The organism is Pseudomonas sp. LAM2023 (assembly GCF_016620375.1).
Taxonomy (GTDB): domain Bacteria; phylum Pseudomonadota; class Gammaproteobacteria; order Pseudomonadales; family Pseudomonadaceae; genus Aquipseudomonas; species Aquipseudomonas anuradhapurensis.
The window spans coordinates 365,808-379,236 of sequence record NZ_JAENHV010000017.1; the positions used below are offsets into that span (position 1 = coordinate 365,808).

14 protein-coding genes are annotated in these 13,429 nt (G+C 63.8%); 8 read left to right on the top strand and 6 right to left on the bottom strand.

The window, feature by feature from the left end:
- Positions 1 to 291: 291 nt before the first annotated feature.
- Positions 292 to 1,800, top strand: coding sequence for a malate dehydrogenase (quinone) (gene mqo / locus JKP78_RS11670; RefSeq protein WP_186686374.1), 1,509 nt, complete (start codon positions 292 to 294; stop codon positions 1,798 to 1,800).
- A 177-nt stretch (positions 1,801 to 1,977) separates the two neighbouring features.
- Here the strand turns inward: mqo and JKP78_RS11675 are convergent, their stop codons facing one another.
- The 4 genes from JKP78_RS11675 to JKP78_RS11690 all read right to left on the bottom strand — a co-directional run bounded on the left by JKP78_RS11675 (position 1,978) and on the right by JKP78_RS11690 (position 4,027).
- Positions 1,978 to 2,268 carry a PA4642 family protein gene (locus JKP78_RS11675; protein ID WP_186686377.1) on the bottom strand — a complete coding sequence of 97 codons (291 nt, stop codon included), beginning with the start codon at positions 2,266 to 2,268 and terminating at the stop codon, positions 1,978 to 1,980.
- A gap of 68 nt (positions 2,269 to 2,336) precedes the next feature.
- Complete coding sequence (locus JKP78_RS11680; protein WP_200626698.1) at positions 2,337 to 2,807, bottom strand: hypothetical protein; 471 nt, start codon at positions 2,805 to 2,807, stop codon at positions 2,337 to 2,339.
- Between the two features lie 186 nt (positions 2,808 to 2,993).
- Complete coding sequence (locus JKP78_RS11685; protein ID WP_170028266.1) at positions 2,994 to 3,467, bottom strand: WbuC family cupin fold metalloprotein; 474 nt, start codon at positions 3,465 to 3,467, stop codon at positions 2,994 to 2,996.
- A gap of 2 nt (positions 3,468 to 3,469) precedes the next feature.
- Positions 3,470 to 4,027, bottom strand: a complete 558-nt coding sequence (locus tag JKP78_RS11690; RefSeq protein ID WP_170028265.1) for a hypoxanthine-guanine phosphoribosyltransferase — start codon at positions 4,025 to 4,027, stop codon at positions 3,470 to 3,472.
- A gap of 159 nt (positions 4,028 to 4,186) precedes the next feature.
- Between JKP78_RS11690 and upp the strand changes: the two genes are divergently transcribed.
- Together upp and JKP78_RS11700 are read left to right on the top strand one after the other, a co-directional pair.
- Positions 4,187 to 4,825, top strand: coding sequence for a uracil phosphoribosyltransferase (gene upp, locus JKP78_RS11695; protein ID WP_186686379.1), 639 nt, complete (start codon positions 4,187 to 4,189; stop codon positions 4,823 to 4,825).
- 2 nt (positions 4,826 to 4,827) lie between these two features.
- On the top strand, positions 4,828 to 6,102 hold the full coding sequence (locus JKP78_RS11700; protein ID WP_200626699.1) for a uracil-xanthine permease family protein: 1,275 nt from the start codon (positions 4,828 to 4,830) through the stop codon (positions 6,100 to 6,102).
- A gap of 115 nt (positions 6,103 to 6,217) precedes the next feature.
- Here the strand turns inward: JKP78_RS11700 and hemH are convergent, their stop codons facing one another.
- Both hemH and JKP78_RS11710 read right to left on the bottom strand, forming a co-directional pair.
- Positions 6,218 to 7,234, bottom strand: coding sequence for a ferrochelatase (hemH, locus tag JKP78_RS11705; protein WP_200626700.1), 1,017 nt, complete (start codon positions 7,232 to 7,234; stop codon positions 6,218 to 6,220).
- Between the two features lie 13 nt (positions 7,235 to 7,247).
- Complete coding sequence (locus tag JKP78_RS11710) at positions 7,248 to 8,153, bottom strand: TIGR01777 family oxidoreductase (RefSeq protein ID WP_186686383.1); 906 nt, start codon at positions 8,151 to 8,153, stop codon at positions 7,248 to 7,250.
- A 187-nt stretch (positions 8,154 to 8,340) separates the two neighbouring features.
- On the opposite strand from JKP78_RS11710, the gene JKP78_RS11715 reads away from it, so the two are divergent.
- The 5 genes from JKP78_RS11715 (at position 8,341) to JKP78_RS11735 (ending at position 13,410) form a co-directional block, all read left to right on the top strand.
- A complete protein-coding gene (locus JKP78_RS11715) occupies positions 8,341 to 9,327 on the top strand; it encodes an NAD(P)/FAD-dependent oxidoreductase (RefSeq protein ID WP_200626701.1) in 987 nt (328 codons plus the stop codon).
- Between the two features lie 97 nt (positions 9,328 to 9,424).
- On the top strand, positions 9,425 to 10,393 hold the full coding sequence (locus JKP78_RS11720; protein ID WP_186686387.1) for a YbgA family protein: 969 nt from the start codon (positions 9,425 to 9,427) through the stop codon (positions 10,391 to 10,393).
- Positions 10,383 to 11,282, top strand: coding sequence for a MerR family transcriptional regulator (locus tag JKP78_RS11725; protein ID WP_200626702.1), 900 nt, complete (start codon positions 10,383 to 10,385; stop codon positions 11,280 to 11,282). Before JKP78_RS11720 ends, JKP78_RS11725 begins: the two co-directional genes overlap by 11 nt.
- Positions 11,273 to 12,715, top strand: a complete 1,443-nt coding sequence (gene phrB / locus JKP78_RS11730; RefSeq protein WP_200626703.1) for a deoxyribodipyrimidine photo-lyase — start codon at positions 11,273 to 11,275, stop codon at positions 12,713 to 12,715. Before JKP78_RS11725 ends, phrB begins: the two co-directional genes overlap by 10 nt.
- Complete coding sequence (locus JKP78_RS11735) at positions 12,712 to 13,410, top strand: SDR family NAD(P)-dependent oxidoreductase (protein ID WP_186686394.1); 699 nt, start codon at positions 12,712 to 12,714, stop codon at positions 13,408 to 13,410. Before phrB ends, JKP78_RS11735 begins: the two co-directional genes overlap by 4 nt.
- Positions 13,411 to 13,429 lie beyond the last annotated feature (19 nt).

Genomic DNA, 13,429 nt, shown 5'->3' on the forward strand with positions numbered 1-13,429 from the left:
AACAGTCTGGCATGTGCAAAAGCGGCAGATGTGTCCCGAACAGCCCTGAACAGGCGGCAAATGCGCTCATCGCGGATGAGTATCTGAGCCGTTCCATAACGCACGCACGACACCTTGACCATAAGTCGAATTGCCGCACCCGTGGCAAACGGCGTTCAATAGCGAACCCGAAGACTGATTGGCGGTGCCCGCGGAAGTTGCAAGAACTGCGATAAGTCGGACATGGCGATCCTGGCGACCCCAGGTCCTATGCTGTCAATTAGGTAGCTGTAGATTGTGGAGACGCGTTAAATGGCGCAGAACGAATCGGTTGATGTGGTACTGGTAGGCGCGGGCATCATGAGTGCCACCCTGGCCGTACTGCTCAAGGAGCTCGACCCGACCCTGAAACTCGAGGTCGTCGAGGCGATGGACTCCGGAGCCGCGGAAAGCTCCAACCCCTGGAACAACGCAGGTACCGGCCACGCCGGCCTGTGCGAGCTTAACTACACGCCGCAGGCCGCCGATGGCAGCATCGACATCAAGAAGGCCGTGCACATCAACACCCAGTTCGAGGTCTCGCGCCAGTTCTGGGCCTACCTGAGCAAGAAGGGCAACTTCGGCTCGGCGCGTGCCTTCATCAACCCTGTCCCACACCTGAGCTACGTCGAGGGTGACAAGGGTATTGCCTTCCTCAAGAAGCGCTTCGAGCTGCTCAAGCAGCACCACGCCTTCGCCGAGATGGAATACACCGAAGACAAGGCGCTGATGAAGGAGTGGATGCCGCTGATGATGCCAGGCCGCCCGGCCGACCAGCGCATCGCCGCCACCCGCGTACTCAAGGGCACCGACGTCAACTTCGGCGCACTGACCAACAAGCTGCTCAAGCTGCTGGGCGACGCCGAGCATGCACAGGTCAAGTACAGCAAGAAGGTCGTTGGCCTGCGCCGTAACGGCAGCGGCTGGACCGTGAGCATCAAGGACGTCAACAGCGGCGGCAGCCGCGAAGTGGACGCCCGCTTCGTCTTCCTCGGAGCCGGTGGCGCGGCCCTGCCGCTGCTGCAGCTGTCTGGCATTCCGGAAAGCAAAGGCTTCGGTGGCTTCCCGGTCAGCGGCCAGTGGCTGCGTTGCGACAACCCGGAAATCGTCAAGCAGCACCAGGCCAAGGTCTACAGCCAGGCTGCGGTCGGCGCCCCGCCGATGTCGGTACCGCACCTGGACACCCGCGTGGTCGACGGCAAGAAGTCGCTGCTGTTCGGGCCATACGCCGGCTTCACCACCAAGTTCCTCAAGCACGGTTCGCTGATGGACCTGCCGCTGTCGGTGCGCATGGGCAACATCGGCCCGATGCTGGCCGTGGCCCGCGACAACATGGACCTGACCAAGTACCTGGTCAGTGAAGTGATGCAGTCGATGGAACAGCGCCTGGAAGCCCTGCGTCGCTTCTACCCGCAGGCCAAGGCCGAAGACTGGCGCCTGGAAGTGGCTGGCCAGCGCGTGCAGATCATCAAGAAAGACCCGAAGAAAGGCGGTGTGCTGCAGTTCGGTACCGAGCTGGTCTCGGCCCAGGACGGCAGCCTGGCCGCACTGCTCGGCGCATCCCCGGGTGCTTCGGTGACCGTGTCGATCATGCTGGAACTGATCGAGCGCTGCTTCCCCGAGCAGGCCAAAGGTGCCTGGGCTGCCAAGCTCAAGGAAATCTTCCCGGCTCGCGAGAAGACCCTGGCGACCGACGCGGCCCTGTACCACAAGATCAGTGCCGACAACGACGTGGCGCTGGACCTGGTGGAAAGCAGCCCGGCGGCCAAGCATTACGCCTGATTGAACCGGTAACGAAAAAACGCCCCTCGGGGCGTTTTTTTGTGCCTGGATACTCACCAACCTGTGCCGGCCTCTTCGCGGGCATGCCCGCTCCCACAGGTTCGGCGCCGCCCTCAGGCTCTGTGCTATCCCTGTGGCAGCGGGCGCGCCCGCGAAGAGGCCGGTGCAGGCTAACGATCAACCACGGGCGTTGGCGATGATCTCGAGGTACTCTGCCGCATTGCGCTGGTCGGCAATCTGCTCGACGAAGGTCTTGCCATGCTCGTCCTTGCCATCCAGGTCCAGGCCCGCTTCGACGAAGAAGCCGACAAAGCGCTCGAAATCGTCGACGCGCAGGCCGCGGTAGGCCTTGACCAGTTTGTGCAGCGACGGCGAGGTCACCCCGTCGGCAGGCTCGAATTGCAGGAACGTCTTGATGTAGTCGTCGCTGATCTCGTCGCCGATTACCTGTTTCTTGTCTTTACGCATTGCCGACTCCAACTGGACCATCACGGGATTTCGAAGGCCGGCAGTGTACCCCCCGCAGGCCGCGCGCCTCAACGCGTACGTACGGTGCCGGTGTGCAGGTCGGCCCAGATATGGCCGTTACCGTAGGTGAGGAACTGCACATACAGCGTCTCGTTGCGCAGCAGGTCCATGATCACCCGATAGTCGCTGACCGGGTAATTCAGGCTCAGGGTGCGAGTCTTCTCGTCATACACAGGCTTTTTCAGGCTCTTGGCCGCTTCTCCATCGAAGGTCAGCAGCACCTGGGTGATGGTGGCGCCCTTGCTCAGTGGCTTGCCCTTGAGGCGCACCTGCAATGATGAAGTGATCGGGATCGGCTGCTGGTCGGACTGGCGCTGGGCCCCGACGACCACCGAATAATCGGTCACTTGCAGCAATTGCTGGCCGGTCGGCGCTTCCTGGCGCAGGGACAGGTCGTCAGGTGGCAGGAACTGGCTGTGCAGCGGTGCGGCGGCGAGTGGCAGGCTGACCGCCAGCAGCAGGGGAAGAATCGCACGCATGTGAGGCTCCTTGTATGAAGGGGCACTCTAGCACGGCGTGCACAGCCTCTTGTAGGAGCGGCCTTGTGTCGCGATCGGGCTGCGCCGCAGCTCCTCGATTGAAGCTTCGCACCAACAAGGTCGGGGCCGCTTTGCGGCCCATCGCGACACAAGGCCGCTCCTACAGCTGAGTACGCCGGCCTGGCATCAATCGAACTGCGCAAGCATCCAGGCCTGGTACTCGGCAACGCCCTCGTCACCTTCGCGCGGCGCCCAGTGCGCGTGCTCGCCCTCGCCCACCGGCCGGTACGGCCCGGCCTTGCACTCGAACAGGATGCTGTCCGGCTCCAGTACCACCAACCCGTGGTAGGTGCCAGGCGCCAGGTCCACGCCCAGGCAGTCGCCGCCAGCCTGCAATATCCGCTTGCCGGTCACCGCACCCTGCTCATCGAACAACAGCAGGCCGAAGCGCCCCTTGAGGGCAAGCAGCGTTTCCGCCTTGTCGGCGCTGAGGTGGCGGTGCGGCGGGATGTAGGTACCCGGTTGCAGGCCGACTGCCATGCGGTGGCAGGGTTCTTCCATCTCGTGGAAATTATGGTGCTGGCGCCCGCGCGGGTTGGCGGCAGCCTGCGCGGCCAGCCCGGCGAACAACGCTTGGTCGATGAACGCAGGCTGGCGCATGGTTACAGCCCCTTGACCGCGAAAATGCCGTTGGCGTTGCGCCAGTAGCCTTTGTAGTCCATGCCGTAGCCGAAGATGTAGCGGTCGACGCAGGGCAGGCCCACGTAGTCGGCCTTGAGGTCCGGGCTGGCCTTGCGGTCGTGGTCCTTGTCGATCAGCACTGCAGTGTGCACCGAGCGCGCGCCGGCATGCTTGCAGAACTCGATGATGGCGCTGAGGGTATGGCCTTCATCGAGAATGTCGTCGACGATCAGCACGTCACGGTCGATGAACGACACTTCCGGCTTGGCCTTCCAGAACAACTCGCCGCCGCTGGTCTGGTTGCGGTAGCGGGTGGCGTGCAGGTAGCTGGCCTCCAGCGGGAACTGCAGGTGGGTCAGCAATTTGCCGGAAAAGATCAGGCCGCCGTTCATTACGCAGAACACCACCGGATTCTTGTCGTGCAGGTCCTTGCAGATCTGCTCGCCGACTTTGGCGATGGCCGCTTCGACTTCGGCTTCGGTGTACAGGCAGTCAGCTTCACGCATGACTTGACGGATATGCTCGAGATCGGCGGACATGGCGCTCTCCGGGTGGCACTTTGGAAAAGCGGGCAAAGGTACGCATCCGCTCGTCACAGATCAAGCATTTATGGACTAACGTCCAAAATGACCAGACGACAGCACAGGCTGAATAGATTAATCTAGCCCGGTTTTTTTGCCCGCCTTTCGGAGCCCCCTATGCCCACTCGTGAGATCCGCCATCCGCTGATCCGCCACAAGCTCGGCCTGATGCGCCGTGCCGATATCAGCACCAAGAATTTTCGCGAACTCGCCCAGGAAGTCGGCGCGCTCCTGACCTACGAAGCGACCCAGGACCTGCCGCTGGAAACCTACGAGATCGACGGCTGGTGCGGCAAGGTGCAGGTTGAAAAGATCGCTGGCAAGAAGATTACCGTGGTGCCGATCCTGCGCGCCGGCATCGGCATGCTCGACGGTGTGCTCAGCTTGATCCCCGGGGCCAAGGTCAGCGCGGTCGGCGTTGCCCGCAACGAAGAAACCCTCGAAGCCCACACCTACCTGGAAAAGCTCGCCCCGGACATCAACCAGCGCCTGGCCCTGATCATCGACCCGATGCTGGCCACCGGCGGTTCGATGGTCGCCACCATCGACCTGCTGAAGAAGGCCGGCTGCAAGGAAATCCGTGCCATGGTCCTGGTGGCCGCGCCGGAAGGCATCGAAGCGGTGGAAAAAGCCCACCCGGACGTGCAGATCTACACCGCGTCGATCGACCAGCACCTGAACGAACACGGCTATATCGTGCCTGGCCTGGGCGATGCCGGTGACAAGATCTTCGGCACCAAGCAAAAGGACGCCTGACCATGCAGGACGGCTTCAACGACCCGCTCTGGCGCCAGGTCGTTTCGGGCGCGCAGATGCTCTTCGTGGCATTCGGCGCGCTGGTGCTGATGCCACTGATCACCGGCCTCGACCCGAACGTCGCGTTGTTCACCGCCGGCATCGGTACCCTGCTGTTCCAGCTGGTCACCGGCCGCCAGGTACCGGTGTTCCTGGCCTCGAGCTTTGCCTTCATCACCCCGATCATCCTCGCCAAGGGCCAGTTCGGCCTGGCCGAGACCATGGGCGGGGTGATGGCCGCAGGCTTCGTCTACACCTTCATGGGCCTGATGGTGAAAATCAAAGGCACCGGTTTCATCGACCGCATGCTGCCGCCAGTAGTGATCGGCCCGGTGATCATTTCCATCGGCCTGGCCATGGCACCGATCGCGGCGAACATGGCCATGGGCAAGGCCGGGGACGGCAGCGTGCTGCTGCCGTACAAGACGGCGATGATGATCTCCATGCCCGCCCTGCTGACCACACTGATCGTCGCCGTGTTCGGCAAAGGCATCTTCCGCCTGGTGCCGATCATTGCCGGCGTGCTGGTAGGCTTTGCCCTGTCGTTCGCCTTTGGCGTGGTCGACACGGCCAAAATCGCCGCCGCCCCGTGGCTGGAACTGCCCAACTTCACCGCGCCGGCGTTCAACTGGCAGGCCATCCTGTTCATCGTCCCGGTTGCCCTGGCACCGGCGATCGAGCACATCGGCGGGGTGATCGCCGTCGGCAGCGTGACCGGCCGTGACTACCTGAAGAAACCCGGCCTGCACCGCACCCTGCTCGGCGACGGCCTGGCCACCACCGCAGCCGGCCTGTTCGGTGGCCCGCCCAACACCACCTACGCCGAAGTGACCGGCGCGGTGATGCTGACCAAGAACTACAACCCGAAGATCATGACCTGGGCGGCGATCTTTGCCATCACCCTGGCCTTCATCGGCAAGTTCGGCGCGCTGCTGCAGAGCATCCCGGTGCCGGTGATGGGCGGCATCCTGTGCCTGCTGTTCGGCTCGATCGCAGCGGTGGGCATGAACACCATGATCCGTCACAAGATCGACCTGGCCGAAGCGCGCAACCTGGTGATCGTCTCGGTCACTCTGGTGTTCGGTATCGGCGGCGTGCTCATCGGCAGCGGCGATGGCCCGGATGACTGGGGCCTGAAAGGCATTGCCCTGTGCGCCATCGTGGCGATCGCCCTGAACCTGATCCTGCCGGGCAACGTTGGTTGGAAGCACAAGAAGCTGGATGATCAGATGCCTTGAGGTCCTGGGGCGGCCTTGCAGCCCGGTCGGGTCACAAGGCCGCCCCTGCCCGGAATTCCGGCCCCTGTAGAAGCAGCCTTGTGTCGCGGCAGGGCTGCAACGCAGCCCCAGCTGTTCAAGCCTTTTCGCACATGTCAGCCAGCACCCTCGCCCACTCCGGGTGGTCATTCAGGCACGGCACCAGCACCAGCTCCTGCCCACCCGCCTCGACAAACTGCTCGCTGCCACGCATGCCGATTTCTTCCAGCGTCTCGATGCAATCGGCGACGAATGCCGGGCACATCACCAGCAACTTCTTCACCCCAGCCTTGGCCAACTCATCCAGCCGCGTCTCGGTGTAGGGCTCGATCCACTTGTCCCGGCCCAGCCGCGACTGGAACGATACCGACCACTTACCCTCGGCGATGCCCATTTTCTGCGCAAAAGCCCTGGCCGTGGCCAGGCACTGCCCACGGTAGCAAACCGCCCGTACCTCGGCGGACGCATCATGGCAGCAATCGGCAGCCCGCAGGTCGTGCCGGCTGCCTTTGGGGAACAGCTTCTTCAGGTGCCGCTCCGGCAGGCCATGGAAGCTGAGCAGTACGTGGTCATACGGCTGTTCCAGGTAAGGACGGGCGCTGGCGGCCAGCGCCTCGATGTACGCCGGGTGTTGGTAGAACGGTTGCAGCACGCGCATCTGCAGCGCTAACCGCTGCTCTTCGATGGTCCGCCTGGCCTGCTCTACCACGGTGGTCACCGTGCTGTCGGCGAACTGTGGGTAAAGCGGCGCCAGGGTCACCTTGCGCACGCCTTGTCGGGCAAGCCGTTCCAGCACCTCAGGCAAGGCCGGCTGGCCGTAGCGCATGGCGATTTCCACCGGGCCGTGGGGCCAGTGTTCGACCATGGCCGCCTGCAGGCGCCGGGTCAGCACCACCAGCGGCGAGCCCTCGTCCCACCAGATCGAGCCATAGGCGTGCGCCGACTGCTCCGGCCGCTTGATCAGGATCAGCGACACCAGCAGGCGCCGCAGCGGCCAGGGCAGGTCGACCACATACGGGTCCATGAGGAACTGGTCGAGGTAGCGGCGCACATCGGCCACCGAAGTGGAGGCAGGGGAACCCAGGTTGACCAGCAGCAGAGCGTGATCGGTCATGCAGCGTCCTATGTCAAAGTTGGCTGGACAGGTTGTCCAGGGCCGATTGCAGATCGTTGAAGCGGAAGGTGAAGCCTGCCGCCAGCAAGCGTACCGGGCGCGCGCGCTGGCCGCCGAGCAGGAGGATCGACAGCTCGCCCAGAAGGGCCTTGAGCAGCACCGCCGGCACCGGCAGCAGCGCCGGGCGATGCAAGGTGCGGCCCAGGCGCCTGGCGAACTCGCGGTTGCGCACCGGCTCTGGGGCGCAGGCATTATAGGGACCGCTGGCGTCCTTGTGCTGCAAGAGAAAATCAATCAGGGCCACCTGGTCGTCTATATGGATCCAGGGCATCCATTGCCGCCCGTGGCCCAGGGGCCCGCCCAGTCCCAGCTTGAAGGGCAGGCGCAGGCGCGACAAAAAGCCGCCATCGCTGGCCAGCACCAACCCGGTCCGTACCAGCACCACGCGGATGCCCTGGGCCTGCGAACGCAGGGCGGTTTCTTCCCAGGCAATGCACAACTGGCTGGCGAAATCCTCTCGCACCGGGGGTGAAGCCTCGCTCAGCTCGCGTTCGCCGCCATCCCCGTACCAGCCCACCGCCGAACCCGAGATCAGCACTTCCGGGCGCTGCTCACGGCTGCCCAGCCAGCTCAGCAATTGTTCGGTGAGGGCGATACGGCTGGCCCACAGCAGGTTGCGCCGAGTCGCCGTCCAGGGGCGGTCGGCGATCGGTGCACCGGCCAGGTTGACCACCGCATCGAGCTGATCGCCCGGCTCCAGTTGCTCCAGGCGGGCGATGCCACGCACGCCCGCCCCGCAGATCGTCGGCACCTGCTCAGGTCGGCGGCTCCACACCGTCAGCCGATGTCCCTGGCCAAGCCAGTAGCGGCACAGGTGCCGGCCAATCAACCCGGTGCCGCCTGTCAGTAATATATGCATGGCAGTGTCCTCGCAGATTGCGGCGGTGGTCTATTTTTAACAACAAGGCACTTTTTTGACCCGACGCTCTCGGATAAACATAGGCCAACCTGCCCGCCAAAGCGGTATAACCTTATACAAAAATTGTGCATTGTACAGGTTTGCCTGACAGCGTAGTCTGCTTACAGCAAGGTTTAAAGAGGCCATCATGACAGTACCAATCGCCATCATCGGGGCCGGTATCGCCGGCCTGTCTGCCGCCCAGGCTTTGCAGAAGGCCGGGCAATCCGTGCATTTGTTCGACAAAGGCCATGGCAGTGGCGGGCGCATGGCCAGCAAGCGCAGCGAGGCTGGCGCGCTGGATCTTGGTGCCCAGTACTTCACCGCGCGCGACCGGCGCTTCGTCGAGCAGGTGCAACAGTGGGTTGCCGCCGGCTGGGCCGAGCAATGGAAACCGCAGCTGTACAACTACCGCGATGGCGAACTCAGCCCCTCGCCCGACGAGCAGACGCGCTGGGTGGGGGTACCGCGCATGAGCGCCATCACCCGCGGCCTGCTCAAGGATGTGACCGTCAACTTCGGCTGCCGCATCGCCGAAGTGTTCCGTGGCAAGCAGTACTGGCACCTGCAGGATACCGAAGGCTGCAGCCACGGCCCGTACAGCCGCGTGGTCATCGCCGTGCCGGCCCCACAAGCCACACCGCTGCTGGCCGCTACCCCGAAGCTGGCTGCCGTTGCCGCTGGCGTGCAGATGGAGCCCACCTGGGCCGTCGCCCTGACCTTCCAGACCCCGCTGGACACCCCGATGCAAGGCTGCTTCGTGCAGGACAACCCACTCGACTGGCTGGCGCGCAACCGCAGCAAACCAGGCCGTGACGAGCAGCTCGACACCTGGGTGCTGCACGCCACCTCAGCCTGGAGCCGGCAACACATCGACCTGGCCAAGGAAGAGGTGATCGAACAGCTGTGGGGCGAATTCGCCGAGCTGGTCGGCTGCGTGGTACCGGCACCGACCTTTGCCTTGGCCCACCGCTGGCTGTATGCCCGCCCGACCAGCAACCATGAATGGGGCGCGCTGGCCGATGCCGACCAAGGCTTGTACGCCTGTGGCGACTGGTGCCTGTCCGGGCGTGTCGAGGGCGCCTGGCTGAGTGGCCAGGAAGCAGCGCGGCGGTTGCTTGAACACCTTGAGTGACAGAGTTATACAAAAAAACTAGTTTGCATAATTTCTTGGCTGTGCTGGAATTGACCTGTACAAGTTTTTGACCATGTACAGGTTTATGGAGACAGCCATGCACGACCCCTCCACGCATCGCAAGCCGCGCATTGCCATCAGTGCCTGCCTGACCGGTCACAGCGTGCGCTATAACGGCGGCCACAAGGCCTCCGACCTGTGTCGAACGCAGCTCGAGGAACATTTCGACTGGTTGCCGGTATGCCCTGAAGTGGCCATCGGCCTGGGCGTACCGCGCGACCCGATTCGCCTGGTCGGCGACCCCGAGCAACCGGAAGTGGTCGGCACACGCAACCCCGACATCGACCTGACCGGCCCGCTGCGCAGTTATGGCCAGCAGATGGCCGCGGAACTCGATGACATCTGCGGCTACATCTTCATGCAAAAGTCGCCGTCCTGCGGGCTGGAGCGGGTCAAGGTCTACCAGGACAACGGCCGCCCGGCCTTCCACAACGGGCGTGGTGTGTACGCCCAGGCGTTCTGCGCACAGCGCCCGGACCTGCCCGTGGAAGAAGAAGGCCGCCTGCACGATGCCGTGCTGCGCGAGAACTTCATCAGCCGGGTATACGCCTATGCCGACTGGCAGCGCCTGCTGGCCGAGGGCCTGAGCCGTGGGGCGCTGGTGCATTTCCATGCGCGCTACAAGTACCTGCTGATGGCCAACAACCCCCAGGCCTACCGCACCCTGGGGCGCATGCTCGGCAGCATGCGCCGTGATGACGACCCGCAAAGCATCGGCCCGCGCTACTTCAGCCAGCTGATGCAGGCGCTGCGCCGCTGCGCCAGCCGTGGCACCCATGGCAATGTGCTGCAGCACCTGAGCGGCTATTTCAAGGATGCCCTGACGCAGCAGGACAAGGCCGAGCTGCAGAGCATCATCAGCCAGTACCGGCAAGGCGTGGTGCCACTGGTGGTGCCGCTGACCTTGCTCAAGCACCACTTGCGCAAGCACCCCGACCCGTACCTGTTGCAACAGGCCTACCTGCAGCCGCATCCCGAGCGCCTGGGGTTGCGCAATGCTGTCTGAGATTTTGCTGCCCATCGGCGAGCTGGCCCGTCGCACCGGCGTCAACCCGGTTACCCTGCGGGCGTGGGAGCGGCGCTACGGCTTGCTCAAGCCTCAGCGCACAGCCAAGGGCCATCGCCTGTATCCGCTGGACCAGGTGGAGCGGGTACAGACGATCCTCGCCTGGCTGCAGCGCGGTGCATCGGTCAGCCAGGTAGGCGAGCTACTCGACAAGCCCACTGCCACGCCCCCCAAAGGCGACTGGCAGGCCAGGCAGTTCCAGTTGATCGAAGCCATCGCCAATCTATCCCAGCGTGCGCTCGACCAGCAGCTCAACCAGGCCATGGCGCTGTACCCGGCAGTGACCCTGTGCGAGCAATTGCTGCTGCCGCTGCTCGACATACTCGAGCTGCGCTGGCGCAACTACTTCAATGCAGGGCTGGAACAGATCTTTTTCAACACATGGCTGCGCAGCAAGCTCGGTGCCCGGGTCTATCACGACAACCAGTTGCTGCAAGGCCCTGCGGTGCTATTGGCCGATGATCACGAGCGCGGCTTCAACCCTGAACTGTGGTTATGCGCCTGGCTGCTGACCAATAACGGTATCGCCGTGGAAGTGCTGGAACACCCCATCGCAGGTGCTCAACTCAGCCATGCCGCCACCACCCTGAAAGTGCGCGCCGTCATCCTGTACCTTGGCCCGCGCATCGATGCCAAGGCGCTGCAACGCATGCTACGCAATCTGCCAACGCCCGCCCTGCTGGGCGGACCGACAGTGGCCATGCACGAAGCGCAGCTCGGTAACCTCGACCACCCCGACCTCTCCTTGTTCGACACCCCCCAGGCCGCCCTGCGGTTGCTTCAGGGCAATGAGCGGCCGCCTGCAGGACTGGACTCATCATGCAATTGACCTGGCTGCGCAGCGACCTGCGCATCGATGACAATACCGCACTCAGTGCCGCCACTGAACGCGGCCCGACCATCGCCTTGTGGCTGGTCAGCCCCGGGCAGTGGCTGGCACATGACGATGCAGCCTGCAAAGTCGACTTCTGGCTGCGTAACCTGCGCGACCTGAGCCAGTCACTGGCGCGCTTGAACATCCCCCTGCTGATTCGCACGGTCGACAGCTGGGAACAGGCGCCACAGGCCGTGCTCAAGGTTTGCCGCCAGCATCGGGTGCAAGGTGTGCACTGGAACGAAGAGTACGGCCTCAACGAGCAGCGCCGTGACGACGCCACACGGGCCTTGCTGGAACGCTCGGCCATCCAGGTTCACAGCCATCTCGACCAGCTGTTGTTCCGTCCGGGCAGCATCCTCACCCGCAGTGGTGACTACTTCCAGGTGTTCAGCCAGTTCAAGAAGAGCTGCCTGGAGCACCTGCACCGCAGCCTGCCGGCCCTGGCCCGGCGGGTGCAGCGTCAGGCACCGCTCCAGGTCGCCAGCGACCCCATACCCGAGCAAGTGAATGGCTTCGAACAGCCGGGGCGCTCCCTGCGCGAACATTGGCCTGCCGGTGAAACCGAGGCACAGGCGCGGCTGGCCCGCTTTGTCGACGAAACCATCGACGATTACCACCAGCTGCGCGACTTGCCGGCCAAGCCTGGCACCAGCCAGCTGTCCCCCTATCTGGCCGCCGGCGTGATCTCGCCGCGCCAGTGCCTGCACGCCGCCTTGGCCAGCAACCGAGGCGAGTTCGACAGCGGCAGCAGCGGCGTGCAGACCTGGATCAACGAACTGCTCTGGCGCGAATTCTACAAACACATCCTGACCGGTTATCCACAGGTCTCGCGCCACCGCGCCTTCCGCGCCCATACCGAAGCGTTGCCCTGGCGCGACGCACCGGGCGACCTCGCTGCCTGGGAACAGGGCCGCACCGGCTTTCCAATCATCGACGCGGCAATGCGCCAGCTGCTGCACACCGGCTGGATGCACAACCGCCTGCGCATGATCGTGGCCATGTTCCTCAGCAAGAACCTGCTGATCGACTGGCGCAAGGGCGAACGGCACTTCATGCGCCACCTGATCGATGGCGACCTCGCTGCCAACAACGGCGGCTGGCAGTGGAGCGCGTCCACCGGCACCGACGCCGTACCCTATTTCCGCCTGTTCAACCCGGTTTCGCAATCGCAGCGTTTCGACCCCCAGGGGCAATTCATTCGCCACTGGTTGCCTGAATTGCAGGGGCTGAATGAAAAAACTATTCACTTGCCGGTGAAGACAGCCGATCTTTTTGCTACACATTGCTATCACAGTCCCATTGTCGATCTCGACAGTAGTCGCCAACGCGCACTGGAAGCATTCAAGAACCTCCCCCGTCGGCAGGATCAGAGGGCAGTATCGTGAATAATGTTCGTCGTATCTGGGTGACGGGCGCCGCCAACGGACTAGGCCTGGCGTTGGTGGAGGGGTTACTTGGGCAAGGGCATCAGGTAGCCGCAAGTGGCAAGGAGGACGAGGCGCTGGATGCCTTGGCGGCGCGCTATGGCCGCCAGCTGTTGCGTTTGCCCTGGCAGTTGCATGAAGAACAGCAGGCGGCACAGGCCAGCCAGCAGATCTGCCATGCCTGGTGCTCGCTGGATGGCCTGATCCTGAATGCCGGGACCAGCGATTACCTGGCGGACAATGTGCCAGCCAGCGAACTGTTCGAGGCAATTGTCACCAGCAACCAGTTGGCCGGCGAAAATTGCCTGGCCAATGCGCTGCCATTGCTGGCGCAAGGTGACTCGCCGCAGGTGATGGCGGTTTTCAACCGTTATTCGGCGTTGCAGTTGTACGCGCCGACGCAGCCGAGCGCAGACTGGAACAACATGCCGCAGTGGATGCGCAAGCAGCGCCAGGCATTGAAAGCCGAAGGGATCGAGCTGACCGTGGTGGGACCACAGTCGCTCAAGGCACCGGTGACCCCGGTGCAGGCGATACCGGAGGCGTGGGCAGCGCAGAGCGCGGCAGAAGAGCTGCGGCGGCGGTGGCCGCAGCGGGAGCCGGAGCTGGTCCTGGAAACCCTGGACCCAAGCGGTTTGTGGCCTTTGCCACGCTAGCCGGCATGGCGCCTGCAGG